This is a genomic window from Flavobacterium sp. B114r (assembly GCF_056824125.1).
The window spans coordinates 200,138-225,210 of the sequence record NZ_CP124858.1; the positions used below are offsets into that span (position 1 = coordinate 200,138).

The following is a 25,073-nucleotide window of genomic DNA, read 5'->3' on the forward strand; positions in this document are numbered from 1 at the left end:
TCTTTTCTAACCTTTGCAAAAAAAAGATATGAACTGGATTATTTTGATTATTGCCGGCTTATTTGAAGTTGGCTTTACTTTGTGTTTAGGAAAAGCAAAAGAAACAACGGGAAACGAAATGTATATGTGGTATACGGGTTTTCTTATTTCTTTAGTTGTTAGTATGGGACTTTTAATGAAAGCAACACAAACTTTACCCCTGGGAACTGCTTATGCTGTCTGGACAGGTATTGGCGCGGTTGGAACTGTTATAATTGGAATTTTAATTTTTAAAGATCCAACGAATTTCTGGCGCCTCTTTTTTATTGCAACTCTTATTGGTTCAATTGTAGGATTAAAAGCGGTATCTCACTAATTTAAAGAAAAAGGATATAGAACAAGCGGGTTAGTAAATACTAATCCGCTTTTTTATGCCGTTATTTAAAACCTCTTTTGAAAATCAGGTATTTATACTTGGTTCCCTAATTATTAAAAAAACGATTTTTGTTTACAAAATGTGACAATCCGTAAGTTATTCTCAATAAACGATTATAAATTAGCAAGACATTTAAGTCAAAAAAATTCATTACACATTTTAACCTAAAAAGATAATCATGAAAAATCTTTGGTGTTGGCGTTGTAAAATAGAAGTTCCTATGCTTGATCAAGAGGAATATAAAGTTGCATCTAAACTGTATCGCAATGGTTTTGAAACAGGAAAGTGCAACATGACGAGAAAGACACGTTTTAAAGACTTACTTGATTATTATAAAGACTTAACAGGATTTGAAGAAACTAATCCTAATGCTATCATGCATCACAGAATTGACTTGTATGGTGCGGCTTGCGAAAATTGTTCTAAACCTTACAGAACTCCCAAAGCTTCTTTTTGTGCTGCATGCGGAAACAAAAAAAAAGCTAATAACTGTACTGAATCTTTACACAAAGAAAAACCAAAATGGTGGCAAAAATTATTGGTTTTGAATAAGGCTGCTTCAAACTGATAAAAAAAATTAATAATCTTTTTTGCAGATTTATTTTTACAGATACCTCTTTCGTTGAAGTTGAAAAGATTGTAATTATAGCAGCGGTGAATCGCTATTTATTTATCCAATGTCAAAAATGCGTTAAAAAACTTTTCGGATAGCAGTTTTTCGACAATAAAAAATACTTTTGTGAGAAAGGAAAAACAAAGACTTATCAGCAACCGGAAAACATAATGGTATGGATTACGAAAAATTCATCTTCTGCCTCGAAGGTGTTCCAGACGTAGACGACGACAGAGCAACTTTAGTGGTACAAAACTTAGAAGAAATTGCAATTGATCAGGGTATTGCCAGTATTTATAAAACCTGCGATACTATCGAAGGATTAGAAGAAAGCTTGAATGTATTGCTTTATGAAGATCATAATTTTAAGGATTATGAAATCATTTATTTGGTTATGCCCGGTGAAGCCAATACGATATGCCTTCATGATTATTACTATAGTTTAGAAGAAATAGCAGAACTTTTTGAGGGGAAAATGAAAGGAAAAATTATTCATTTTGCGAATCTAAAGGTTTTGGACCTCAACAACGAAGAAGCACAATATTTCCTGGACATAACCGGCGCGCGAGCCATTTCCGGTTACGGATCTACTTATAATAAAATTGCCAGTTGCAGCACTATTGACAAAGCCTTTTTTAGTCTCTATCAGGACAATGACGACATTACAGAAGTGGTAGAGGAATTGTACCAAAAACATTATGCTTTGTGCAAATTGCTCGATTTTAGATTGTACTATTAAACGATGAAAAGCAAAACAATCGAAAAGGTAAAAACCTACGAAGCAAAAGGATTCAGGGAGAAGTTTTTGGGCGAAGATAATCCTGCACATTTGCTTTTTAAATCAAATTCTGATCACTTTTTTTGTTTACAAATGAATGAAATAGTGGGTCTGCAATATCCTGTTCCTCCATCTAAACACAGTTGCCATACTTTACTTTTTATTGCATCCGGCAGTCAAACAATGAAAGTGGGATACCAGGAATATCAAACTGTTCCTAATGAAATTATTGTGGTACCGGCAGGTCAGGTTTTTTCGATAAAAAACATTAATAATTCACATACCGGTTATGTCTGTCAATTTCATCCTGATATTTTAATTGGAAAATATGCCAATCGTGAAATATTGAATGATTTTGATTTTCTGAAAATATCCGGAAACCCAAAAGTGAGTTTATCAGCCAATGACACGGCATCAATTATTACGATCTTAAATAGACTGCAAACTGAATATACAGAAACTGAAACAGCCAATCTGGATATTGTACAAGCTTATTTAATTGCCCTGTTTTATGAGATGAATAGAAACACGGTAAAAGCTTCTAAAAATGTGTCGGCAGCAGAAATTCTTACTACTAAATTCAGAGAATTAATTCATCAAAATGTCAAAAATTATCATCAGGTTAGTTATTATGCCTCTCTACTGAATGTGACACCCAATCATCTTAACAAATCTGTTAAAGCTGTCACGAACAAAACAGCGGCTTCATGGATTGATGAAACCATTTTATTAGAAGCCAAATATTTACTTTTTCAAACCTCTCTTTCTGTCAGCCAAATTGCCATGCAGGTGGGTCATGAGGATCATTCTTACTTTAGCAGATTTTTTAAAAAACGCGAGGGCATTACCCCTGTTCAATATCGAAAATTGATTGATAAGTCCTAATTATTGATTAGAGAATCCTATCAAATTGAGAAGCATTTATTGAAATTTGCCAAGTAAAAAAAAGCAAGTTATGATTTATGTTTTTAAAACTTCCGTTGATACAAAATCGAAATTAGAATTCGCAAACGTGTTACTCGAACAATTGCTTCCAGATGCTTTATGGAATTTTGATCTTGAGGATTGCGATAATATTTTAAGAATTGACAGCGACGCTGATATAAATGAAATGGCATTGAAAAATGACATTTTTGATTGTATCGAACTAGAATAAATTGCTTTACAAACACTTCTTTTTAAACCTTAGCTTATTAATATGGAAACGGCATTGCATCAGAACAAAACATTTGACACTATTGATTACTCCGATCAGAAACTATCAGATAACGAATTTGTAAATTGTGAATTTATCAATTGTAATTTCTCGAAAAGTGATTTCAGTTATATCGATTTTTTGGACTGTACTTTCAAGAACTGTAATCTTTCGCTTTCTACCTTAAAAGGTACAGGATTAAAAAACATTAAATTTATTGGCTGCAAATTAATGGGGCTTGACTTTAGTGCCAGTAACAGCTTTTTATTTTCGATGAATTTTCAGGATTGTCTTCTGGATTATTCCACTTTTATTTACAAAAAACTGAAGAAAACAAACTTCATTGATTGCTCTCTTAAAGATGTCGATTTCTCGAACACTGATTTGTCTTTGGCCATTTTTAAAAACTGCGATTTGGCGAACGCTACTTTTCAGGATTGTGTATTAGAGAAAACAGACTTTCGCTCTTCCAGAAATTATGCCTTTGATCCCTCTGAAAATAAAATAAAAAGAACCAGAGTTTCTCAAACGGCACTTGCCGGTTTATTAGAAAAATTTGATCTGGATATTGAGTAAGAATTCCGCTAAGAAGACACACGGATTTTTATAGATTCAAACAGATTTTATTTTTACTGAAACCTTTATAGAAGTAGTAAATATTATTGATACTTTATAACAGCATTTAGTTGTATAAAAAAAGGGATGCAGTTCAAAAAAACTGCATCCCTTTTTAACTAACTCTATAAAAATTTCTTATTTAATCCAACGTGGATCTCCTACTTTATTATCTTTTAATGTTTGATTACCTAGAGTAAAATCTCCGGTAGCAGCACTAGCAAATTGAGGATTTAATGCCGTTCCGGCAGTATCCGATTTAAGAGGTGACACAGGACTAGCCTGATTAAGGGTAGCTGCATTGAAATAATTATTATTAGAAAATGTTGGTGCATTTGTTGTCGCTTGATTGATATATCTTGCAATTGTTTCTGCAAATAATGAGTTACGGACAATTGTAGCATTACTGGCAAAACGAATATATAGAATTTGATATCCACTAGCTGCAATTGTATTAGTAACGCCATAGAAAGTACAACTATCAATTAAGGTATTTGTTGTAAGTCCAGTCCCAAATGAAGTTGTAGCATCTTCTCTAATAAAAGCTCTTGTTGAGGCACAATTGTTAAATGTACTTTTTGTCAGAGTAATATTAGCCACATAACCAACTCTAAAATCAATAAACTCTCCTGTTGCTGCAGTATCGATATTTGTAAGTTCTGAATTGTCTACAGTAATTGATTCAATCTTAGCTCCAATTGCACTTCCTGCAATAGCAAACGAACCAAGATAATCATAAATTTTACATCCGCTAACTAATAGTTTACCATATGTACCACTTTGATTGTATCTTACAAAATCTGTTTGAGTTTTTTCACCATTAAAATTTAAATCGATTAAACTTACATCGGTAACACCTGGATTGAATGTAAATCTTACATATAATTTCGGTTTATCAGAAACCCTTAACCCTCTAATTGTTATAGGTTTACTCAACACGATTTCCCCTTTAAAAACGGTATAATCTCCTGGCATTAATACCAAAACAGAACCAGCAGGTGCATCTGCTATTTTAGCATTTAAGTCGTCTTCTGGTTTAACCAAAATACCTGTTCCTATATCGATTCCGGTAGTAAAAGTTCTAACACCTCTTGTCTTAGTTCCGTTTATCAAAGTTGCGGTATAAGCAGTTTCACTTGTTAGACCTGATACTATAGCAACTCCCGCTATTTTTTCCGCTGGAGTTATCGTATGAATAAGATTTCCGGGATTAGAAGTAATTTGTGTTACAGCACTATTTGGAGTCCATCTTAGTGTAACTTGCTTTGCCTCAATATCAGCATCAGCAACAGGAAATAAAATTTGCTCAGAAAGTGTAGTTGCAGTTGCAACTGTCCACTTAGAATCTGCTAATCCGGTTGTAATTGCTTTTACTCGTATTGAATAAGTTGTTTCGCCTTCCAGCTGAACTGTTAATGGCAATTGAGACCCCGTAACTTGTACCGTTTTATAAATCACTTTAAAATCTATATCATCTGCACTAAATTCTACTGTATAATGATCCGCTGCCGGATTCACTGTCCAGTTAAGTTCGACAAATGTCTGATTTTTTACTTTTGCTGTTAGAGCGATTGGAGAAAATTCTCTTGTATTGCCTATACCGTCTAACAATCCCTCATTATAACTTTCGCAGCCTGAGACTGCAAATGCAAGTACTAATGTGGCTATTAATCCTTTAAGCATATGTTTTGTTTTCATCATAATAACTTTATTAATTTTTTCTAAGATCTTAATAACCGTAATCATTTTTTAATTGATTGTTGCTTCCATCAATAAACACTTGCCATATTGGCCAGAATTGTCTGTTATCAGGATTCACGCCTGGTTTGTACAATGAATTTATCTTAGCATCTGCTGCTGTTCCTGTCCATGTCCAGGTAGCAGATGAATATAGTGCTCCCGGATTTGTTGTTTCTCCTCTGTTTAATCCGTAGATATCAAGAGAAACATTATCAGCTTTATATTTATAGTACAAGGTTGTCGGTATATCAGCATATTCACCTGTTCGAGCTGACAGATTTGTCATTTTTTGTTTTGCCAGATCCAATTTTACTTTCAGCAAATTCCAACGAATAAGTGCTTGCTTACGCTCCATTTCTCCGGTAAACTCAAATTTATTTTCTTCAACGATTGCATTCAGCATTGCCTCTTTACTAGTAATATCATTTACATATTGATCTACTTTAACAGCTTGTGCTGCTGCAGGGAATGCTCTTCTGCGAATTTCTTTCAGATAAGGTGCAGCTGCACCCGGACCTTCTAATTCGTTAGCTGTTTCAGCAGCAATTAAAAGTACTTCTGCATAACGCATGTACATTTTATTTACACCATCATCATTGGTAGAAGTCACATAACGTTTCATCCATTCGTAACGGTATTTACCAAAATACCACGTATCTAGCGTGTTTAACTCTTGTTTAGCAATATTATTAACCGCTGCACCATATTTATAAGGCACACAAGTAACATCTCTACGGGCATCAGCCTGGTCATAGTCATAAAAAACAAATGGTAATGGACCTGCTACACCACCGCGATTGGCTCCATTAGCTTGAAATTGATCACTGGCTGCTGTGTGTTTTACAGCGAAAGTAAACAGCATTCTACCACGTCCGTCAGCAAAAGGAAGCTCCCAAAGAGATTCTCCTCCGGCAGTAGTATTTTCTTCATTGTATTTTCTCCACAATCCCTCAAAAGTAGATTCTAAACGAGCTGCACCACTTTGAATCACTTCACGAGATTCTCTTAATGCCAATCCATACATATTACCCACTGAAAGTTCCGGATCTGTACTTCTTCTTACTCCGTCAGGATATTGCTGAAAACCACTTGAAACCAAAGCCAAACGTGCTCTAAATGCTTTTACAAAAGCTTTATTTATATGCTCTACTGTACTTGTATATGCAGTTTCGTTAGGCCATGCCACTAATGTTGATGCTTCTCCTAGATCTGTAATTAATTGTTTGTAAAGAATGTCTCTACTTGATTTAGGCAAATATAAAGTTGCAGAAGTAATAGGTTCAAAACGAGCCGGAACATCTCCCCATGCTTTAATTAAATCAGCATAGTAAATAGCTCTAAGCGTTAAAGCTTCTCCTAATAATTGCCCCATTTCTGTTCCCGGCAAAGGATTTCCGTACTGACGTAAACCTTTAATACAAATATTAGCACGCTCAATACCTGAGAACATCATTGAATAAGCATTATTGGTAGTATTCATCTCTGTATTGCTTGGCTTTGTATCGTAAACACACAAATCTGCCTTATCCCCTGCTGTTTGCGAAGTAGCATACCATTCTACATCTGTGTTTAATCCGTAATAAGGTAAAAAACGTCCTCTGTAAGAGTTAGTCTCGGCAAATGGTACTTTTATTCCATCAATAGCTCCTTTTGCAAGTCCGGCTGTAGAGAAAATTACAGACGCGTCTAATGTTGATTGTGCAGGTGCTTCTAAATAGTCGTCTTCAAATTGTTGGCAAGAACTGAATAAACCAGAAATAATCAATCCTGCTATTATTATTTTATGTTTCATTTTGTGATAATTTAAAATTAGAAATTAAGATTCATCCCAAAAACCATTTGTCTGCTTCTTGGATAAGGACTTGAATCAACCCCAGGTGTCAATGGATTTTTTCTTTTCGTTGACACTTCCGGATCAGAACCTGAGTAGTTTGTCCAGACAAAAACATTAGTTGCTGTCAGATAAAATCTTAATTTAGAAACTCCAAGTTTAGATGTAAACATCTGAGGGGCTGTATACCCTAATGTTAAAGTATTCAATCTTAAAAACGACGCGTCCTCAACAGCCCAATCAGTAAGAATAGCACTTCTCATATATGGCGACCACATCGTGGTATTAGCATTAAGAGCTGTTAATGCAGCAGGATCTGTTACTAACTGGCCAGAAACAGGATCTAAATTTGTCCATCTCTGTCCATCAGCCATAGTAGAATTTAAATTTTTGTACTTTCCTGAAGCAGTGGCTGTCGAAAACTCGATTTTATCAGCATTGTAGATGTCATTTCCAATACTCCAGTTAAAAGCTGCCATTAAATCAAAACCATAAGCATTTCCGTTGATAATAAAACCACCATAACTTTTAGGATTAACATTACCAATAACTGTTTTATCATTTATATCTACTTTACCATCTCCATTAACATCTTTCAATTTCATATCTCCGGGTTTAAGACCACTTCCGTCTCCTACTAGAGTGGTAGCAGTACTCATTACGCCACTTTTCAAAATATATTTTCCTCCCACAAAATCAAAGTCCGACACTTCGTATCTTCCATCATTTTTATAACCATACATAGACCCTAGAGAAGAATTAACCGCTACCTGATAATCATCGCCAATTTGTGAAGAAGCCCATCCTGTAGCCTGTCCAAAATTATCCATAACACCTAATGAGTTAATTTTATTCTTGTTTATTCCCATATTGAATGAAAAATTCAATCCGTATTTGGCTTTATCAATTGCAACAATATTTATAGTAGCCTCAAAACCTGTATTTTGTGTTTCACCCATGTTACGATATTGATAATCGTATCCGGATCCAGGAACTAAAAAGTTAATTAATAAATCACTTGTAATATTTTTATAGATATCAAAAGTACCGCTTAAGCGATTTTTGAAAAATCCAAAATCCAAACCAACATTTTGGGTAACTGTTGTTTCCCATTTCAATTCAGGATTAGGCATTGTTTTAGAAGGTGCCCAAATACTGGTAACGCCATTGATCCATGTTGTTGGTGTTGATTGAAAAATTTGAACTTGTTGTCCAACTGGTATGTTATTATTTCCTGCTTCACCATAACTGGCTCTTACTTTTAAAAGATTCATCCAGGTTTTATCTTTTAGAAAATTCTCTTCAGAAATTTTCCATCCCGCTGCAAAAGCCGGGAAATATCCCCAACGATTCTCTTTTAAAAATTTACTTGACCCATCTGCACGAAATGTAGCTGTTAATAAGTAACGGTTTTTGTAGTCGTAATTGGCACGTCCAAAAAACGACAATAATTTATCATCAGGGCTGTAATAATTATCTATTGATTGTGGTGTTCCTTGTGTTGTTAATTTTTTTGCCTGATCAAAATCAAAAAATACAGGGTATCCATGAATCGTATTCGTTACAGTATTAGAAGTATATTCAATACTTTCCTGTCCTAAAAGAGCACTCAAATGATGATTTCCACCCATTATTTTTTTGAAATCATAATTCAATGTATTTGCATTTCTAAAACGTCTGTCTTTAGTATCGCTCATAATCATCGCAGGCATATTTTGCAATGGTCCTACAGGAGCGTTAGCAATATAATAAGTAGTTAATCCGTAAAAACGATAATCCAGATTGTTAAAATTATCCAGACCTAAATCTACTTTCAATTTTAAATTTTCTGCAAGCTCCCATCCAAAACTACCTAACATATTATAGTTCTTACGAAACTGTTGACGATCATTGTCTGCAACAGATGTTAAAGGATTTATCAATACATCTGAACCGTCTCCGGATGTATCATCTGAAGTTAAACCTGGTACCGGAAGTGGCGCATAACCAACAATAGTACGCATACGTGAATCTGATGAAGATTTTTCGTTTTGCTCATTTACACCACCACCATCAATTTCAGTATCTGAATAGCGCACCGTAAAAGCGACATCAATCTTATCTGTTATTTTACTTTTTAAAGCCAGGGAAAGGTTGTTACGTTTATAATTAGAACCTATCATAATCGCCTTTTCATCGTAATGAGCATAATTAAAATTATAATTAAGTTTATCAGTTCCTCCTCTGATTCCTAAATCACGACTTTGCACCTCTCCAGTACGTCCAAAAATTTGTTTTTGCCAATCATCTCCTTTTAAACCTTTGTACATATCGTGATCTTGCCAATTTCCAAAATACTTGGTATATGAAGTTGGATCAGAAGCTACTTTTGTCCCTGATTGCGAAAGCAGCGCATACTCGTATTGCCATTTAGTATAATCTTCCGGCGATAAAACATCAATTTCATTGGCCATCTTTTTCATACCATAAAACATGTTCAGACTTACTGCCATTTTACCATCTTTCCCGCTTTTAGTTGTAATGATAATTACCCCATTTGCACCACGTGATCCGTATATTGCAGTTGAAGCAGCATCTTTCAAAACCGTCATAGAGTCAATATCAGATGAGGAAATATCATTCATATTATTTATAGGAAATCCGTCCACAATAATCAAAGGCGAAGCATCCTGAGTAAGAGAACCACCTCCACGAACTCTAATTTTTATATCAGCATCGGGAGAACCCTCTGATGAGGTTACCTGTACACCTGCAATACGACCTGTTAAGGCTTCAGCAACATTTGCCACCGGTACTTTTTTCAAATCGTTACCTGAAATAGTAGAGACAGCACCTGTTAAATCGCTTTTTTTCACAGTTCCGTATCCAACAACGACAACTTCATTTAGAGCATTTGAATCTTCAGATAAAACAACATCAACTTTAGTTTTTCCGTCAACGGCCACTTCTTTGGTTTTAAAACCTATAAAAGAATAGGTTAATACAGCTTTTGAACTGGTAAGCTTTATTTTATAATGCCCGTCAAAATCTGTAGAAGTTCCATTTTTAGTTCCTTTTTCTAATATATTAACACCCGGTAAAGTGAGTCCTGCAGCATCTTTAACTGTTCCTTCAAGTGTTACTGTCTGCGCATTCATTTGATGGCTCGTCAGTAAACACAATAAGAAAACAACTGCAAAGCAACAATTTGCTCCTTTGTTAAATAAATCTTTAAAATTCATGGTTAATTGTTTAAGTTATTAATTAGTTTTTTGTTTTTAAGTGTTTTTTTGTGGTCATTCTAAGTATGCTCTTTCAACTTTTATTTTACTGTTAAAGTTTCATTTCTTCAGTTATACTGTGGGAATTTGCCTTTTTTAGAATATCTGTAAAGCCAAATAATTCATTCAATAAAAAAGTTGTAATCGATTACACAAACATAAATATTTTTTTGATACAAAAAATTAAAACTCATAAAAATTTCCTAAAATAAATAAAATATCAAAAATAAAAGCACTTTTTTATATGACATATGTAATTTAAGTTGAAAATAAATATTAAATATATTTTTAATATTTCGAAATTTGTTGCGATTTTCGAATTAAAACAATCGATTACACTAAAAGTATTTGCAATATTATTAAGTGTTGTTTTAACATTTAAAAAAGATGAAAATTAAAAAAATTTTTACTAAAGTGATGAAGATTTAAAACAATATGAAAGATCATAGAACTAATACATTTCAAAAAACCAGTACTATTCCTACGATTAAAACTTTCATTTATCTGACTTTAAAACTTTAACCTAAAAAAGAATTAGGAACATAACACAAAAAAGCCCCCAAACAATTTTGTTTAAGGGCTTCTGTTATTTTAAAGAAGAATCTACATGTTAAGCACGCTGAAGCTGCAGATTACTTTTATGTTTTTGCATTAAAACAAACGTAATAATCATACCAAGGACAGCCATTGCAACGCCAATAAGATTTGGGGACGCGTAACTATATCCCGCTGCCAAAGGTAATCCTCCCAGAAAAGCTCCCAAAGCATTACCAATATTGAAGCTTCCCTGCAATGCTGCCGAAGCAATCATTTCTGCATCTTTAGCAGTTTTAATCATTAACATTTGAATAGGTGCAATAACTGAGAAAGAAATCGCTCCGGTTAAAAAAGTAAGGAATAACGATATATATTGATTTGAAGAGAACAGATAAACCAAAATCAAATCAATTGACATTACAAATAATAAAGCTAATACTGTTGGTGCAGGCGAATATTTATCGGCTAGTTTACCGCCTAAAAAGTTTCCTACTACCATTCCCAAACCGGCTAGAATCAAAATATACGAAACATCCTCGGCAGAAAATTTAGACACATTTATCAATAAAGGTGCGATATAACTAATCCAGGCAAACAACCCACCAAATCCTATAGCGGTAATCCCGATGATTAACCAGGCTTCTGTTTTCTTAAAAAACAGTAACTGCGTTTTCATATTTACATTTTGATCTTTCTCCAGATTTGGCATCCATAAAGAGATAAACAAAAAGGTTAGCAAACCTACAACAGCAATTAATATAAAGGTATAACGCCATATAAAATTGTGTCCTATATAAGTACCAATAGGTACACCTATTAAATTAGCCAGTGTTAAACCTGAAAACATGATTGCAATTGCCTGCGCTTCTTTGCCTTTATCAGCCAAACGGCTGGCAACTACAGCACCAACGCCAAAAAAGGCTCCGTGTGGTAAACCGGAAAGAAATCTGGACGCGAATAAAAAATTATAGGTAGGTGCAATAATCGAAAGCGCATTAAAAACAGTTAACATCAAAGCTAATATCAGAAGCATTTTTTTTGGAGCAAGATTTCTCCCTAAGATTACTAATAAAGGAGCTCCAATAACAACTCCAATGGCATAAGCAGAAATTAAATATCCTGCAACGGGAATCGAAACATTCATATCTGAGGCTATATCCGGCAACAAACCCATCATAACAAACTCGGTAATACCGATTGTTAAACCTCCTAATGAGAGTGCAATAAGACTTTTTTTCATTTGTTTTTATAAGAAAGGAATAGATTTTCTATGGTGCAAATTTAAGACCGTTCTGCTTAAAATAAATTGTACATTTGTGATATAAACTTGTAAATTTAGGTTATGCCAAAATTAAATCAATTCAAAACCCTGGTTATTGATGAATTTGAAGATGAAAAATTTCACCTTCCACCACACACGCACACTTATTATGAAATTATTTATATAAAAAAAGGAAGTGGAGTCCATCACCTGAACAACAACTTGCTACCTTATAAATCGGGTGATCTGTTTGTGATTTCGCCAGAAGACGAACACTATTTTGACATAAAAAAATCAACCCGATTTTTCTATATTAAGTTTACTGACAATTATTTTAACTCAAAGCAAAACCTTACCTGCGATGAATTTTTAATTCATACTCCGGAAAGTTTCATGAGGGACAAAACACTAAAAGAAACGGTTCTAAAATTAGACGATCCCTGCAAAACAATATTAAAAAACACAATCGAAAATATTGCTGCCTATAACTGCAAAACCGATGTTTCGACCTCGCCTATTGTATTTTATCAAATTCTTTCGATTTTTGGATTAATCAAGGAAACTATGCGCGGTATGAATCTTGTCGTAAAAGGAAATTCTATCGATAACGAACAAATCACTTCATACATTCATCAGAATATTTATCAGCCAAAATTAGTTCAGATAAAAGTTATTGCGAATCATTTTAATATTGCCGAAACGTATTTTAGTGCTTATTTTAAAAGAACCTTTACAATTAATTACCGCGATTATATTCACAATCTAAGAACTACCTTAATCGAAAAACGAATTCACAACAATCAATTGCCTATTAAACAAATAGCATACGAGTTTGGTTTTACAGACGAAAGTCACTTATCTAATTATTTTAAAAAGAGAAAAAACATGAAACCAACGGACTTTAAAAAAACATAACATTCGAAATCTTAAATAAATAGCGGCTGTTAAAAAAAATATCTAAATTTGTATTATTAAATACCATTTTCATTGGCAAAAAAATTCCACATATTATTTCTGTTTATAACTTTTGGCTTCTTTATGATGTCAAATACGGGTTATGCATGTGGAAAAGCAGAAGAAAAAACTTCGTATGAAAAGAACACTACTTCAAAAAAGAATGTTGCTGATTCTTGTCAAAAAGACTGTTGCAAAAAAAATCAGAATTCTAAAAAAGACCAACATGGCTGCAACAGAAAATGTGATCATTCCGGTTGTACAACTTCCGGCCTACTCTATAGTCTGGTAACTGCAAATGAATTTGAGTTCAATAATAATCTATTCAATTTCTCATTTGAGAAAACAACTCCCTATTATAAAAACATCAGTATTTCTGATGGGTTTACTTCTATCTGGTTACCGCCAAAAATAAATTAATTCTATTTCTGAGAGCCATAATTACGTTTTGCCAAAAGACATCAAGGTTCAAGAAAAAAAACAGTCCTTTGTATCCCTCTGTAACTTTACAGAGAATGACTTTTTATAAAGATTAAAATTATTTAACTTAGAGAAAAAAAATATTCTCTACAAAAACACATAAAATGAAAAAATCAATTTCAACTATAGCTGCAGCAATCGCCTTGTTATTTACTGCAAATTTCGTTCAGGCAAATACAATCAAAACAGAAACAACTGCAATCGAAGTTGCAGATTCAAGTCAATTGCAATCTGTTTATGATGCTTATTTTACAGTAAAAGATGCCTTAATTAAAAGTGATGCTAAGCTAACTTCAGCGAAAGCCACAGATTTATTGGCTGCAATTACTGCCATAAAAATGGATAAACTAAAAACTACAGAACACACCGCGTGGATCAAAGTGGTAAAAAAACTAACAGCTGATGCAAAAAGTATTTCAACTACAACAGATCTTAAAAAACAACGTGAGACTTTTAAATCACTTTCAAAAAACACATACGATTTAATTAAAGTTTCTAAATCTGATGTTGCCGTTTACAAACAATATTGTCCAATGGCAGATGCAGATTGGTTAAGCAAAGAAAAAGCAGTTAAGAATCCGTATTACGGTTCTTCAATGCTGACTTGCGGAAATGTGGTAGAAACTATTAAATAAATATGACTATCTACATCAAAAACATGGTGTGTGGTCGCTGTAAAATGGTTGTGAAGTCTGAGTTGGATAAACTCGGGCTTCAGACTGTTTCTGTTGAATTGGGTGAAGTAGAATTGCAAAATGACATTCCGGACAATTTAAAAGAAGTTTTACTTAAAAACTTACAAGATTTGGGTTTTGACTTTATTGATGATAAAAAAAGTAAGACTATAGAGAAAATAAAAAATCTTATTGTCGATTTAGTTCATCATAAGAACAATGAACTCAAAATTAATTTGTCTGATTATTTAGTCAAAAACCTCAACCAGGATTATAGCACGCTAAGTAATCTGTTCTCTGAAATTGAAAATACTACTATCGAGAAATATTTTATCAGTCAAAAAATAGAAAAGGTAAAGGAGTTATTACTTTACAATGAATTATCATTAAGCGAAATTGCCGATTTATTAAACTACAGTAATGTCGCGCATTTAAGCAATCAGTTCAAGAAAATCACGGGCTTTACACCTACGCATTATAAACAGTCGAAAGATAAAAAACGCATTCAGATTGAGAATTTATGAATCTGATTTCATAAAAAAAACGTGCTAAAATTTAGCACGTTTTCTATTTATCAGAATAATGTCCCATCGCAGAAATCACCACAACGGTAACCAGCTCTTCTTTAACTCTATATAAAAGTCTGTCTTTTTTATTTATTTCCCTTGACCATAATCCTGAAAGTTCATGTTTTAATGCCTCAGATTTTCCTACTCCTTCAAACGGATTTTCAATTAGTTCTTCTAATATCTTTGTAATCTTATTTATGCTGGAATGATTACCTGATTCAAATGTTTAGAAATATGCATTTGAGTTTCTGCAGTTATTTCAACCCTAAACTTCCCCATATATCATTTGGATCAAGTGTTATACTTTTAGATTTTCCACTATTATAATCTGCTTCTATCTTTTTTGTTTTTTCCACAAATTCAGGATTATATGGACTTTTTTCTTCGATTTCACACCTTTATTTGTAGGCGCCAACAACTTTGCAAGTTCAAGCAATGTTTTACCCGCTTTGGTTCGCTCGTTTATAGTTATCGTTGTCATAATCTTTATTTTTTTATTATTACTAAGACACAAAAATCATGCTATTTTATTACGATACAATTCTGTAAGTAAAAATATCACTATTTTTGTATACCCCACAAAATCAACCACTTTGAATCCTGAGAATTTCTAAATCTTACAAATCATTCTCAAAATTATACAACCCGAACTAATAGTTACTTCGGAACTTTGCATTGTAATACTTAAAAAAATAGAAACAATGACTCATCAATATGTAATTTCAGGAATGTCGTGCGATGGATGTCGTAAGAAAGTCGAAAAAACTTTGAATTCGATAGAAGGAATTCAGGCCGAAGTAACATTAGATCCTCCGTTGGCCACTATAACAATGGAAAAACATGTTCCGACTGAAAAATTTCAGAAAGTCCTGTCCGAAGCCGGAAAATATACTATTGAGATGACTAATTCTAAAAAAACTTCAGAACCTGCAGCTAAATCTTGTTGTTCAGGTGACAACAAAGAAAGTCATACTGGTCATCATGATAAAAAAGAATCAATTGCATCACATAATCATAATGCAACTGGCGTTTATTATTGTCCAATGCATTGCGAAGGAGATAAAACATATAACAAACCCGGAGATTGTCCGGTTTGCGGTATGGATTTAGTGCAGCAAGTTGCCATTAATGTTGCGCAATTTACTTGCCCGATGCATCCGGAAATTGTTTCGAACGAACCGGGAGATTGCCCAATTTGCGGTATGGATCTGGTACCCATGCAAGCCTCTGAAAACCAAGAGAACAAAACCTACACCGACTTATTAAAGAAGATGAAGATTGCTGTTCTATTTACGCTTCCTATCTTTATTATTTCGATGTCAGAAATGATTCCTAATAATCCTCTTTTTAAAATAATGCAAATTGAAAACTGGAATTGGGTTCAGTTCTTATTTACGCTTCCGGTACTTTTTTACGCAGGCTGGATGTTTTTTGTTCGTGCCTACAAATCAATCATCACATGGAACCTAAATATGTTTACCCTAATTGGGATTGGAACTGGTGTTGCCTTTCTATTTAGTATTGCGGGAATGTTTTTTCCTGATATTTTCCCTTCTGAATTTAAATCGCATCACGGTACCATTCATCTTTATTTTGAAGCTGCAACTGTTATTATAACTTTGGTTTTATTAGGACAATTATTAGAAGCTAAAGCTCACGGACAAACCAATGGCGCCATAAAAGCATTATTGAAATTAGCTCCAACCGAAGCAACTTTGGTCGAAAATGGAAATGACAAAGTAATCTCAATCCATAATATTAAAAAAGGAGATTTACTGCGTGTAAAACCGGGAGAAAAAATTCCGGTTGATGGAAAAATTACTACAGGGGAAAGCAGTATCGATGAAGCTATGATTACGGGAGAGCCAATTCCGGTTGATAAAAAAGTTGACGATACCGTAATTGCCGGAACCATAAACGGAACAAAATCGTTTGTCATGATTGCCGAGAAAGTGGGTTCAGAAACTTTGCTTTCGCAAATCATACAAATGGTAAATGACGCAAGCCGCTCACGTGCTCCAATCCAGAAATTAGCAGATCGCGTGGCCAAATATTTTGTACCAACCGTTGTCATTATTTCCATAATAACCTTTTTTGTCTGGGCAAAATTTGGTCCTGAACCCGCTTACATTTACGGACTGATCAATGCCATTGCGGTATTAATTATCGCTTGTCCCTGTGCTTTAGGATTAGCGACACCAATGTCTGTAATGGTTGGTGTGGGAAAAGGTGCGCAAGTCGGAATCCTGATAAAAAATGCCGAAGCACTAGAAAACATGAGCAAAATTGATGTTCTGATCACAGATAAAACCGGAACTATTACTGAAGGAAAACCATCTGTAGAAAAAATCTATGCCGTAAATAATAATGAAGACAATTTACTGCAAAATATCGCCTCACTTAATCAACATAGCGAACATCCTTTGGCACAAGCCGTAGTTAATTTTGCCAAAGCTAAAAATCAAACGATACTTGAAGTTCCGGACTTTGAAGCCATCGCCGGAAAAGGAGTTACAGGAACTGTCAATAACTCAAAAGTAGCGCTGGGAAATAAAAAATTAATGATCCAGGTTGGCGCTTCTATCTCTGATGCTATCGAAAACAAGATTGCTGCCGAACAAAATCTAGGTAAAACTGTTTCTTATATCGCAGTAGATAAAATTGTTTTGGGTTATGTAACCATCACAGATGCGATCAAAGAAAACAGTAAAAAAGCCATCAAAGAGTTAATCGATCAGGGCGTTGAGGTCATTATGATGACGGGCGATAATGGCAACACTGCCAAAGCTGTTGCGGATCATTTACATCTAAGCTCGTTTAAAGCTGATTGTCTTCCTGAAGATAAACTAAAAGAAATTCAGCGTTTGCAAGCCGAAGGCAAAATTGTTGCCATGGCTGGTGACGGAATCAACGACGCTCCTGCTTTGGCGCAAGCCAATATTGGAATCGCAATGGGAACCGGAACTGATGTCGCCATAGAAAGCGCCAAAATTACTCTTGTAAAAGGAGACTTGAACGGAATTGTAAAAGCTAAAAAACTAAGTTATAATGTGATGAAAAATATCAAACAGAACTTGTTCTTTGCTTTTATATATAATGTCTTGGGCGTTCCCATCGCAGCAGGTATTTTATACCCGGCATTCGGGATTTTGCTTTCACCAATGTTAGCGGCGTTAGCCATGAGTCTGAGCTCAGTTTCAGTAATTGTAAACGCTTTACGATTGAGAAATCTAAAACTTTAAAAATCAATATGAAACTATATACTATACTAATTGCCTTTTTGCTTGTTTTTAGTGCAAACGCTCAAAAAGTAGTTCGTTACGATTTGCACGTTCGCGATACGATTGTCAATTTTTCAGGAAAAGAAAAACGCGCTCTTACAGTCAACGGACAAATTCCGATGCCAACATTGACTTTTACCGAAGGTGATATTGCCGAAATTTATGTGCACAATGATTTAAAAAACGAAGATACTGCGCTGCATTGGCACGGGTTATTTTTACCAAATAAAGAAGACGGAGTTCCGTATTTGACCCAAATGCCAATAAAAGCAGGAACAACGCATAAATATTCTTTCCCGATTATCCAGAACGGAACGTATTGGTATCACAGCCATTCGGGTTTGCAGGAACAAATAGGTTTGTACGGACTTTTTATCATCAATAAAAAGAAAGACGATACTACTTTTAGAAAAGGGATTGACGATTTGCCAACTATTCCGGTTATTTTAAGCGAATGGACGGATTTGAAACCGGAGAATGTCCAACGAATGCTGCACAATGCCAACGATTGGTTTGCCATAAAAAAAGGAACTACTCAAAGTTATGCCGAAGCAATTAAGCACGGTCAGTTCTCGACAAAAATCACGAACGAATGGAAACGTATGAATGCCATGGATGTGAGTGATGTTTATTATGAAAAATTCCTGATTAACGGAAAAAATGAAGATCAGCTTTCACAATTTAAAGCAGGTGACAAAGTACGATTGCGAATTGCAAATGGTGGCGCTTCAAGTTATTTCTGGCTGACTTATGGCGGCGGAAAAATAAAAGTTGTATCCAGCGACGGTAATGATGTTGAACCTGTAGAAGTCGATCGATTAATTATTGCAGTCTCTGAAACCTATGATGTTGTGGTTACGATTCCGGAAGATCATAAAGCCTTTGCTTTTTTGGCTACAGCCGAAGACAGAACCGGATCAGCTTCTTTATTTCTGGGAGAAGGAACAAAACAGACTGTTTCCCATCTTCCAAAATTAAAGTATTTTGAAGGAATGAAAATGATGAACGGCATGATGAAGATGAACGGTGAAATGAATGATATGGGCATGAAGATGTCTTTGAACAAAATGGACATGAATGCTGTAATGTATCCTGAAATTTCCGGCAAAGACAAATCTATGAACATGGAAAATCACGCAGGTCACAATATGGAGGGCATGAAAATGGAGGATATGAAAATGCCAACTGATACTACAGAAACTGCCGAAATTACAACTCTGAATTACGGAATGTTAAAATCACCGACCCAGACAACGCTTCCAAAAGATGCACCTGTAAAGGAATTACGTTTCGAATTATCAGGTAATATGAATAGATATGTTTGGAGTTTAGACAATAAGGTGATTTCTGAAACGGATAAAATCTTAATCAAAAAAGGTGAAAACGTCAGGATTGTATTGTACAACGGATCGATGATGCGTCATCCAATGCATTTACACGGACATGATTTTAGGATTCTGAATGAACACGGTGATTATTCTCCGCTTAAAAATGTAATTGATATTATGCCAATGGAAACCGATACTATCGAATTTCAGGCGAATGCTGATGGCGACTGGTTTTTTCATTGTCACATCTTATATCATATGATGGCGGGAATGGGACGTATTTTTAGTTATGAAAACTCAGCTCCCAATCCGTTGATTCATGATCCGAAAATGGCCTACAAAATGCTAAAAATGGACGATCGAATGTTTCATTTTATGGCCGAAAATGATTTTGCGTCAAACGGAAACGATGGAGAAGCAATGTTAGGCAACACACGTTGGAGCATTGGTACGGAATGGAGATTAGGCTATAATGACAAGCACGGTTATGAAACTGAAACACATATTGGCCGATACATAGGCAAAATGCAATGGTTCATGCCTTTTATAGGTTTTGACTGGCGTTACAGAAAAATGGGAATAGACGAACAGGAACAAAATCTTTTTGGACAAACCAATACCAAAGACAATCGTTCGGTTTTTAGTGCTGGTATCGAATATACTTTGCCAATGCTCGTAAAAGCACAAGTAGAAGTTTTTACAGATGGAAACGTGCGAATAAAATTTGAAAGAAAAGACATTCCGCTTTCAAGACGTTTGCGAATGAACTTAATGTGGAATACAGATAAAGAATATATGGCGGGTCTAAAATATGTGGTTGCCAGAAACTTTGGGATTACAACACATTATGATAGTGATATGGGGGTTGGGTTTGGATTGAATCTTAATTATTAATTGTTTTGTAAACCATATACAATTGGATTACAAGCATAAGAAACAAAACCGGCTCCTAAAAAAGAGAAAGCTAGAAAAAAACCTGTTCTAAAAATCAAGTGACAAAGACAAAAAATGTTGCGCTAAAAAATAATCGTAACACGTATTTAAACAAAAAGGCTTCGAATAATTTGAAGGCACTGAAAAAGTAACCGTTTATCAAAAGAGGCTGTTTTCAAATACGAAAACAGCTTCTTTTTCTTTGATATCCTCGGATAGATGACGAAGAACACTTTCGTACAGACGATTCTCAGAGCCTCCATTTTATTTATAAAATTACCTTTTTAACTTTAAAGGACTTTTTCAGTGCCCTCAATAATTTCGAAGCCTTTTTTATATTTTTTTTTCGCGACGAATTTTACTAATTTTCACGACAAAAAAACTATGCATCTAACTTTGAAAAAGTTATCCATTCAAAAATCTTTTTAATCCCTTTGATCTGTGATGAAAAAGAAACTATTTCAGCCTCACACTCCATTCAAAATCCATTTCAGAAACCTGAATGCCTTCTTCATTTGTTCCTATGGATTTCATCCAGAACGTTTGCCCCTCGCCCGTTGCAATTGTCTGTTTAATAGCATCGGCTATTAAATGTCCATCGTTACAAACGAATGTTATTCTTCCGGTTGCTTTTTTAGTAAAGTTTCCTTTATTATTGGCTACCAGCATCGAGATCTTTTTTCCGCTTTGCTGAATTTGGGAGATTACCAAAGCTCCTGTAGTTAACTCTGCTGCCATTGCCTGAACAGCAAAATACATCGAGTTAAAAGGATTCTGATTAATCCATCTGTGTTTTACACTTACCACGCATCTATCTTCGTCGATTGCCTTTACACGAACACCGCAAATGTATGCAGATGGTAATTTGAATAATACAAATTTGTTGAGTTTAGAAACTGATATTGCCATGATATTTATTTTTTTATGTAAAAATACAAAAAAACTATGCATGCACAATAACTTACAATTACTTTCCAAATACCTCAATAAAATCAAGTCTTCCGAATGATTTTCAGAACATTATAAGTTGATTTCAAATTTTAACTTTGTTAAAATTATGTTAATTTTAGGTACTATGCAAAACAAGATACTGTCTTTTAGATATATATTTGCATAAGAAAATACTATATACTTTTAATCATGGCAACAACAACACCACTCATCATGGAAACAACATCAGAAAAAAACATTGCAGCGTTTACGCATTTAAGCACTTTAAGCCAGTATATCATTCCGTTTGGGAATTATATTTTTCCAGTATTATTCTGGACAAGTTACAAAGACAAATCAGAATTTGTAAATCACCACGGAAAACAGGCATTGAATTTTCAATTAAGTATTTTGCTTTATACTTTAATTTTAGCCTTAATTGCAATACCCATCTTTCTAACTGTTTTTTTACAAAACATTCCTTTGGAAGCCGTTTTTAACGACGAAGATTTTATCATCAGAAATTTTAATTTTCAAGGAAACATCACATTATTAAGTATTGGGGCAACGGCAGTTTTACTTTTTGGATTATTAAAATTTGTTGAATTCTTTTTAGTGATTTACGCTTCGGTAAAAGCTTCAAACGGAGAATTATATAAATATCCGCTTACGATTCCTTTTATAAAGTAATTAGAGAAACGCTCAGTGTGACATAAAAAATTAAAAGTTATAGTTGGAACTTTTCAGGCAATCAACAAGAATAGTTTCGAAATCAATCATCAATCAATCATCATCAATCAAAAAACGAATTGTTCAATCTAAAAAAAACAAAATGAAATTATGAACATTGAAAACACAAAAGCACAGATGCGCAAAGGTGTTCTTGAGTTTTGCATCTTATCAGTATTAAAAGAAAAAGACGCATACACATCAGAAATATTAGACACTTTAAAAAACGCAAAATTACTAGTTGTTGAGGGAACTGTTTACCCACTTCTAACCAGGCTGAAAAACGACGGTTTGCTCAATTATAGATGGGAAGAATCGACATCAGGACCACCACGAAAATATTATGGATTAACCGAAATAGGACAAACATTTTTAAACGAACTTAACGGTACCTGGACAGAATTGTCTGATGCTGTAAATCTAATCACCAATCAAAATCAATAAGTCATGAACAAAACAGTAAATATTAACTTAGGCGGTATGGTCTTTCACATTGATGAAGATGCATATTTAAAATTGACACGCTATTTTGACGCTATAAAACGATCACTAAACAACTCGTCTGGTCAGGATGAAATTATTAAGGATATCGAAATGCGTGTTTCTGAATTATTAATCGAGAAACAAAAAAGCGACAAACATGTTGTAGGACTGAAAGACGTTGAAGAAGTGATTACAGTTATGGGGCAACCCGAAGATTATATTCTTGAAGACGAAGAAAAAACAAATCAGTCTTTTAATGATTATGGTAACAGAAAACATAAAAAATTATACCGTGACAAAGAAAAAGGTATGATTGGTGGTGTTGCAACCGGATTAGGTCACTACTTTGGAATTGATGCTGTCTGGATAAAAATCTTATTCTTAGTATTTGTTTTTGCAGGTTTTGGAACTGGAATTTTAGCTTATTTCGTTCTTTGGATCGTAACTCCGGAAGCGGTTACAACATCAGAAAAATTAGAAATGACTGGTGAACCGGTTACTATTTCGAACATTGAAAAAAAGGTACGTGAAGAAATTGAATCCTTATCTGATAAATTTAAAAACGCAGATTATGATGCAATGGGAAACCAGGTAAAGTCAGGAGCTGAGAGAATAAGTAGTTCATTTGGAGACTTTATTATGACTGTTTTTAAAATCTTCGCTAAATTTTTAGGCGTAATCTTAATCATGTCAGGACTAAGTATTTTAATCATGTTATTGATTGGAGTTTTTACTCTTGGAACTAATATCTTTATTGATTTCCCTTGGCAAAACTTCGTTGAAGCAGGAAACTTTACAGATTATCCTCTATGGTCATTTGGTTTATTAATGTTCTTTGCTGTTGGGATTCCGTTTTTCTTTTTGACACTTTTAGGTTTCAAATTGTTATCTCCAAACTTAAAATCAATTGGCAATATAACAAAGTATACTTTATTAGCCATCTGGATTATAGCAGTTGCCATTACTATTAGTATTGGAATTAAACAAGCGACTGAAATCTCATACGACAATAGATCACTAGAGAAAAAAATACTCAATATTAGTACAAAAGACACATTATTTGTAAAATTCAGATACAACGATTATTATGCAAAAGATCTTAATCATCATAGAGAATTTGAGTTTGTACAAGATTCAGCAAACAATCAATTAATCTACTCAAACGATGTTCGCTTGCATGTTTTGCGCACTGATGAAGCCGCTCCTTATATACAAATAGAAAAAACGGCAAGAGGAAATTCATTGTCATCTGCGAAACAAAGGGCGGAGAAAATTAACTACAAATATCAGATCAACGGAAATCATTTAGTTTTGGATAATTACTTCCTTACTGATGTAAAAAACAAATTTAGAGGTCAGGAAGTTGATGTATATTTGTACCTGCCCGAAGGTCAGTTATTCAAACCAGATACTTCTGTACAAGATTATGATGACTCAGAAAATGATTTTTTCAACTTGCACTTTAGCGGTAATTATAATTATAAAGTTGAAGGTTCAAAAATTAAATGTCTGAATTGCCCATCAAATGAAAATGACTATAATGATTCAGATGAGGAAAACGTAATTGAAAATGACAGCGTAAACGAAGTTTCAATTAAAATTAACGGAAAAGAAGTTTTAAACGGAAAAAAAACTAACGGCAGATTAACCACTGACAAAAACGGAGTTATAATTAAAATTAACTAAGCCATGATAAAAATAATCATTCATATTACGAAATTTCTTATTGCAACTATTACTGCATTATTGTTTGCCTCTTGTAATTTTAATGTGAACTCAATTGAAGGAAGCGGAAATGTTACAACTGAAAAACGAATCGTTAACGGAGATTTTACTAAAGTATCCGTAAGTAATGCCATCGATTTAGTAATTATACAATCAGATTCAACAGAAATCGTCGTTGAAGCTGATGACAATTTACAGAAAGAAATTATTACTACTGTTGAAAACGGAACTCTAATTGTAAAATGCAAATACAGCTCTTTTAGGGATATTACAAAGAAAACGGTAACTGTAAAAATGCCAAAAATCAACAAGCTGGAAGCATCAAGCGCTTCTAATCTGGTAAGCAAAGGGCTTCTTCAGGGCGAGGATATTGATATTGAAACTTCAAGTGCAGCGTCAATAGATATTAATTTGGAATTTGATAATATTTCTGCTGATTCCGGAAGCGGAAGTACAATTGACTTAAAAGGAAAAGCATTAAGACTCAAAGTTGCAGCATCTAGCGGTTCCGGCATAAACGCCAGTAAATTATTTGCAAATGAAGTTCATGCAGAGGCTTCAAGTGGTGCAAGCGTAAATGTGCATCCAATTGTAAGTTTAAAAGCGGAAGCCAATAGTGGAGCAAGTATTAATTACGACATTACACCTAAAACAATAGAGAAAACTTCGAATTCTGGAGGAAGTATCAGCCAGGGATAAACCCTATTAATCTGTTAAATATAAAAAAATCATTCATCGAAAG

The 25,073-nt window shown here is 34.1% G+C and carries 23 protein-coding genes; 16 read left to right on the forward strand and 7 right to left on the reverse strand.

Annotated elements, in window-relative coordinates; all coding sequences use genetic code 11:
- The first annotated feature begins 28 nt into the window (after window positions 1-28).
- The 6 genes from QLQ94_RS00975 (at window position 29) to QLQ94_RS01000 (ending at window position 3,577) form a co-directional block, all read left to right on the forward strand.
- Window positions 29-355 (forward strand): DMT family transporter, encoded by a 327-nt coding sequence (locus QLQ94_RS00975; protein ID WP_271335259.1) that lies wholly within the window; start codon window positions 29-31, stop codon window positions 353-355.
- Window positions 356-593: 238 nt separating this feature from the next.
- A complete protein-coding gene (locus QLQ94_RS00980; protein WP_482498873.1) occupies window positions 594-983 on the forward strand; it encodes a hypothetical protein in 390 nt (129 codons plus the stop codon).
- Between the two features lie 220 nt (window positions 984-1,203).
- Window positions 1,204-1,767 carry a DUF6642 family protein gene (locus QLQ94_RS00985; RefSeq protein WP_271335261.1) on the forward strand — a complete coding sequence of 188 codons (564 nt, stop codon included), beginning with the start codon at window positions 1,204-1,206 and terminating at the stop codon, window positions 1,765-1,767.
- 3 nt (window positions 1,768-1,770) lie between these two features.
- Entirely contained in the window at window positions 1,771-2,691 is a 921-nt protein-coding gene (locus QLQ94_RS00990) for an AraC family transcriptional regulator (protein WP_271335262.1), read from the forward strand.
- 70 nt (window positions 2,692-2,761) lie between these two features.
- The gene (locus QLQ94_RS00995; protein WP_271335263.1) at window positions 2,762-2,962 is read left to right on the forward strand and encodes a hypothetical protein; all 201 of its coding nucleotides are present in this window, start codon (window positions 2,762-2,764) and stop codon (window positions 2,960-2,962) included.
- Window positions 2,963-3,004: 42 nt separating this feature from the next.
- On the forward strand, window positions 3,005-3,577 hold the full coding sequence (locus tag QLQ94_RS01000; protein ID WP_271335264.1) for a pentapeptide repeat-containing protein: 573 nt from the start codon (window positions 3,005-3,007) through the stop codon (window positions 3,575-3,577).
- A 177-nt stretch (window positions 3,578-3,754) separates the two neighbouring features.
- Here QLQ94_RS01000 and QLQ94_RS01005 read toward each other — a convergent pair whose 3' ends face one another.
- From QLQ94_RS01005 to QLQ94_RS01020, 4 genes are all read right to left on the reverse strand, one after another.
- A complete protein-coding gene (locus QLQ94_RS01005; protein ID WP_271335265.1) occupies window positions 3,755-5,317 on the reverse strand; it encodes a DUF5123 domain-containing protein in 1,563 nt (520 codons plus the stop codon).
- A 28-nt stretch (window positions 5,318-5,345) separates the two neighbouring features.
- On the reverse strand, window positions 5,346-7,148 hold the full coding sequence (locus QLQ94_RS01010) for a RagB/SusD family nutrient uptake outer membrane protein (protein ID WP_271335266.1): 1,803 nt from the start codon (window positions 7,146-7,148) through the stop codon (window positions 5,346-5,348).
- A gap of 17 nt (window positions 7,149-7,165) precedes the next feature.
- Complete coding sequence (locus QLQ94_RS01015) at window positions 7,166-10,408, reverse strand: SusC/RagA family TonB-linked outer membrane protein (protein ID WP_271335267.1); 3,243 nt, start codon at window positions 10,406-10,408, stop codon at window positions 7,166-7,168.
- Between the two features lie 649 nt (window positions 10,409-11,057).
- Window positions 11,058-12,224 (reverse strand): MFS transporter, encoded by a 1,167-nt coding sequence (locus QLQ94_RS01020; RefSeq protein WP_271335268.1) that lies wholly within the window; start codon window positions 12,222-12,224, stop codon window positions 11,058-11,060.
- A gap of 102 nt (window positions 12,225-12,326) precedes the next feature.
- Between QLQ94_RS01020 and QLQ94_RS01025 the strand changes: the two genes are divergently transcribed.
- From QLQ94_RS01025 to QLQ94_RS01040, 4 genes are all read left to right on the forward strand, one after another.
- Complete coding sequence (locus QLQ94_RS01025; protein ID WP_271335269.1) at window positions 12,327-13,160, forward strand: AraC family transcriptional regulator; 834 nt, start codon at window positions 12,327-12,329, stop codon at window positions 13,158-13,160.
- A gap of 123 nt (window positions 13,161-13,283) precedes the next feature.
- Window positions 13,284-13,619, forward strand: coding sequence for a hypothetical protein (locus tag QLQ94_RS01030; protein ID WP_271335270.1), 336 nt, complete (start codon window positions 13,284-13,286; stop codon window positions 13,617-13,619).
- Between the two features lie 164 nt (window positions 13,620-13,783).
- A complete protein-coding gene (locus QLQ94_RS01035; RefSeq protein ID WP_271335271.1) occupies window positions 13,784-14,314 on the forward strand; it encodes a DUF3347 domain-containing protein in 531 nt (176 codons plus the stop codon).
- Window positions 14,315-14,316: 2 nt separating this feature from the next.
- The gene (locus QLQ94_RS01040; protein WP_271335272.1) at window positions 14,317-14,877 is read left to right on the forward strand and encodes an AraC family transcriptional regulator; all 561 of its coding nucleotides are present in this window, start codon (window positions 14,317-14,319) and stop codon (window positions 14,875-14,877) included.
- Window positions 14,878-14,920: 43 nt separating this feature from the next.
- On the opposite strand, the gene QLQ94_RS01045 is transcribed toward QLQ94_RS01040, so the two are convergent.
- Window positions 14,921-15,121 (reverse strand): Txe/YoeB family addiction module toxin, encoded by a 201-nt coding sequence (locus tag QLQ94_RS01045; protein ID WP_414655388.1) that lies wholly within the window; start codon window positions 15,119-15,121, stop codon window positions 14,921-14,923.
- Window positions 15,122-15,176: 55 nt separating this feature from the next.
- Window positions 15,177-15,278 carry a hypothetical protein gene (locus tag QLQ94_RS01050; RefSeq protein WP_414655385.1) on the reverse strand — a complete coding sequence of 34 codons (102 nt, stop codon included), beginning with the start codon at window positions 15,276-15,278 and terminating at the stop codon, window positions 15,177-15,179.
- 345 nt (window positions 15,279-15,623) lie between these two features.
- On the opposite strand from QLQ94_RS01050, the gene QLQ94_RS01055 reads away from it, so the two are divergent.
- Window positions 15,624-18,164, forward strand: coding sequence for a heavy metal translocating P-type ATPase (locus QLQ94_RS01055; protein WP_271335273.1), 2,541 nt, complete (start codon window positions 15,624-15,626; stop codon window positions 18,162-18,164).
- A gap of 8 nt (window positions 18,165-18,172) precedes the next feature.
- Window positions 18,173-20,425, forward strand: coding sequence for a multicopper oxidase domain-containing protein (locus QLQ94_RS01060; RefSeq protein ID WP_482498878.1), 2,253 nt, complete (start codon window positions 18,173-18,175; stop codon window positions 20,423-20,425).
- Between the two features lie 495 nt (window positions 20,426-20,920).
- Here QLQ94_RS01060 and QLQ94_RS01065 read toward each other — a convergent pair whose 3' ends face one another.
- The gene (locus QLQ94_RS01065) at window positions 20,921-21,373 is read right to left on the reverse strand and encodes a DUF4442 domain-containing protein (RefSeq protein WP_271335275.1); all 453 of its coding nucleotides are present in this window, start codon (window positions 21,371-21,373) and stop codon (window positions 20,921-20,923) included.
- A gap of 231 nt (window positions 21,374-21,604) precedes the next feature.
- Here QLQ94_RS01065 and QLQ94_RS01070 point away from each other — a divergent pair, with 231 nt between their 5' ends.
- From QLQ94_RS01070 to QLQ94_RS01085, 4 genes are all read left to right on the forward strand, one after another.
- Entirely contained in the window at window positions 21,605-22,084 is a 480-nt protein-coding gene (locus tag QLQ94_RS01070; RefSeq protein ID WP_271335276.1) for a DUF4870 domain-containing protein, read from the forward strand.
- A 150-nt stretch (window positions 22,085-22,234) separates the two neighbouring features.
- Window positions 22,235-22,567 (forward strand): PadR family transcriptional regulator, encoded by a 333-nt coding sequence (locus QLQ94_RS01075; protein ID WP_213259014.1) that lies wholly within the window; start codon window positions 22,235-22,237, stop codon window positions 22,565-22,567.
- A 3-nt stretch (window positions 22,568-22,570) separates the two neighbouring features.
- The gene (locus tag QLQ94_RS01080) at window positions 22,571-24,292 is read left to right on the forward strand and encodes a PspC domain-containing protein (protein WP_271335277.1); all 1,722 of its coding nucleotides are present in this window, start codon (window positions 22,571-22,573) and stop codon (window positions 24,290-24,292) included.
- Window positions 24,293-24,295: 3 nt separating this feature from the next.
- A complete protein-coding gene (locus tag QLQ94_RS01085; protein WP_271335278.1) occupies window positions 24,296-25,030 on the forward strand; it encodes a head GIN domain-containing protein in 735 nt (244 codons plus the stop codon).
- Window positions 25,031-25,073 lie beyond the last annotated feature (43 nt).

What these genes read in the sequence shown, in the direction of transcription:
- QLQ94_RS00975 (WP_271335259.1), top strand. Translation starts at nt 29, where the DNA reads ATGAACTGGATTATTTTGATTATTGCCGGCTTATTTGAAGTTGGCTTT.
- QLQ94_RS00980 (WP_482498873.1), top strand. Translation starts at nt 594, where the DNA reads ATGAAAAATCTTTGGTGTTGGCGTTGTAAAATAGAAGTTCCTATGCTT.
- QLQ94_RS00985 (WP_271335261.1), top strand. Translation starts at nt 1,204, where the DNA reads ATGGATTACGAAAAATTCATCTTCTGCCTCGAAGGTGTTCCAGACGTA.
- QLQ94_RS00990 (WP_271335262.1), top strand. Translation starts at nt 1,771, where the DNA reads ATGAAAAGCAAAACAATCGAAAAGGTAAAAACCTACGAAGCAAAAGGA.
- QLQ94_RS00995 (WP_271335263.1), top strand. Translation starts at nt 2,762, where the DNA reads ATGATTTATGTTTTTAAAACTTCCGTTGATACAAAATCGAAATTAGAA.
- QLQ94_RS01000 (WP_271335264.1), top strand. Translation starts at nt 3,005, where the DNA reads ATGGAAACGGCATTGCATCAGAACAAAACATTTGACACTATTGATTAC.
- QLQ94_RS01005 (WP_271335265.1), bottom strand. Translation starts at nt 5,317, where the DNA reads ATGATGAAAACAAAACATATGCTTAAAGGATTAATAGCCACATTAGTA.
- QLQ94_RS01010 (WP_271335266.1), bottom strand. Translation starts at nt 7,148, where the DNA reads ATGAAACATAAAATAATAATAGCAGGATTGATTATTTCTGGTTTATTC.
- QLQ94_RS01015 (WP_271335267.1), bottom strand. Translation starts at nt 10,408, where the DNA reads ATGAATTTTAAAGATTTATTTAACAAAGGAGCAAATTGTTGCTTTGCA.
- QLQ94_RS01020 (WP_271335268.1), bottom strand. Translation starts at nt 12,224, where the DNA reads ATGAAAAAAAGTCTTATTGCACTCTCATTAGGAGGTTTAACAATCGGT.
- QLQ94_RS01025 (WP_271335269.1), top strand. Translation starts at nt 12,327, where the DNA reads ATGCCAAAATTAAATCAATTCAAAACCCTGGTTATTGATGAATTTGAA.
- QLQ94_RS01030 (WP_271335270.1), top strand. Translation starts at nt 13,284, where the DNA reads ATGATGTCAAATACGGGTTATGCATGTGGAAAAGCAGAAGAAAAAACT.
- QLQ94_RS01035 (WP_271335271.1), top strand. Translation starts at nt 13,784, where the DNA reads ATGAAAAAATCAATTTCAACTATAGCTGCAGCAATCGCCTTGTTATTT.
- QLQ94_RS01040 (WP_271335272.1), top strand. Translation starts at nt 14,317, where the DNA reads ATGACTATCTACATCAAAAACATGGTGTGTGGTCGCTGTAAAATGGTT.
- QLQ94_RS01055 (WP_271335273.1), top strand. Translation starts at nt 15,624, where the DNA reads ATGACTCATCAATATGTAATTTCAGGAATGTCGTGCGATGGATGTCGT.
- QLQ94_RS01060 (WP_482498878.1), top strand. Translation starts at nt 18,173, where the DNA reads ATGAAACTATATACTATACTAATTGCCTTTTTGCTTGTTTTTAGTGCA.
- QLQ94_RS01065 (WP_271335275.1), bottom strand. Translation starts at nt 21,373, where the DNA reads ATGGCAATATCAGTTTCTAAACTCAACAAATTTGTATTATTCAAATTA.
- QLQ94_RS01070 (WP_271335276.1), top strand. Translation starts at nt 21,605, where the DNA reads ATGGCAACAACAACACCACTCATCATGGAAACAACATCAGAAAAAAAC.
- QLQ94_RS01075 (WP_213259014.1), top strand. Translation starts at nt 22,235, where the DNA reads ATGAACATTGAAAACACAAAAGCACAGATGCGCAAAGGTGTTCTTGAG.
- QLQ94_RS01080 (WP_271335277.1), top strand. Translation starts at nt 22,571, where the DNA reads ATGAACAAAACAGTAAATATTAACTTAGGCGGTATGGTCTTTCACATT.
- QLQ94_RS01085 (WP_271335278.1), top strand. Translation starts at nt 24,296, where the DNA reads ATGATAAAAATAATCATTCATATTACGAAATTTCTTATTGCAACTATT.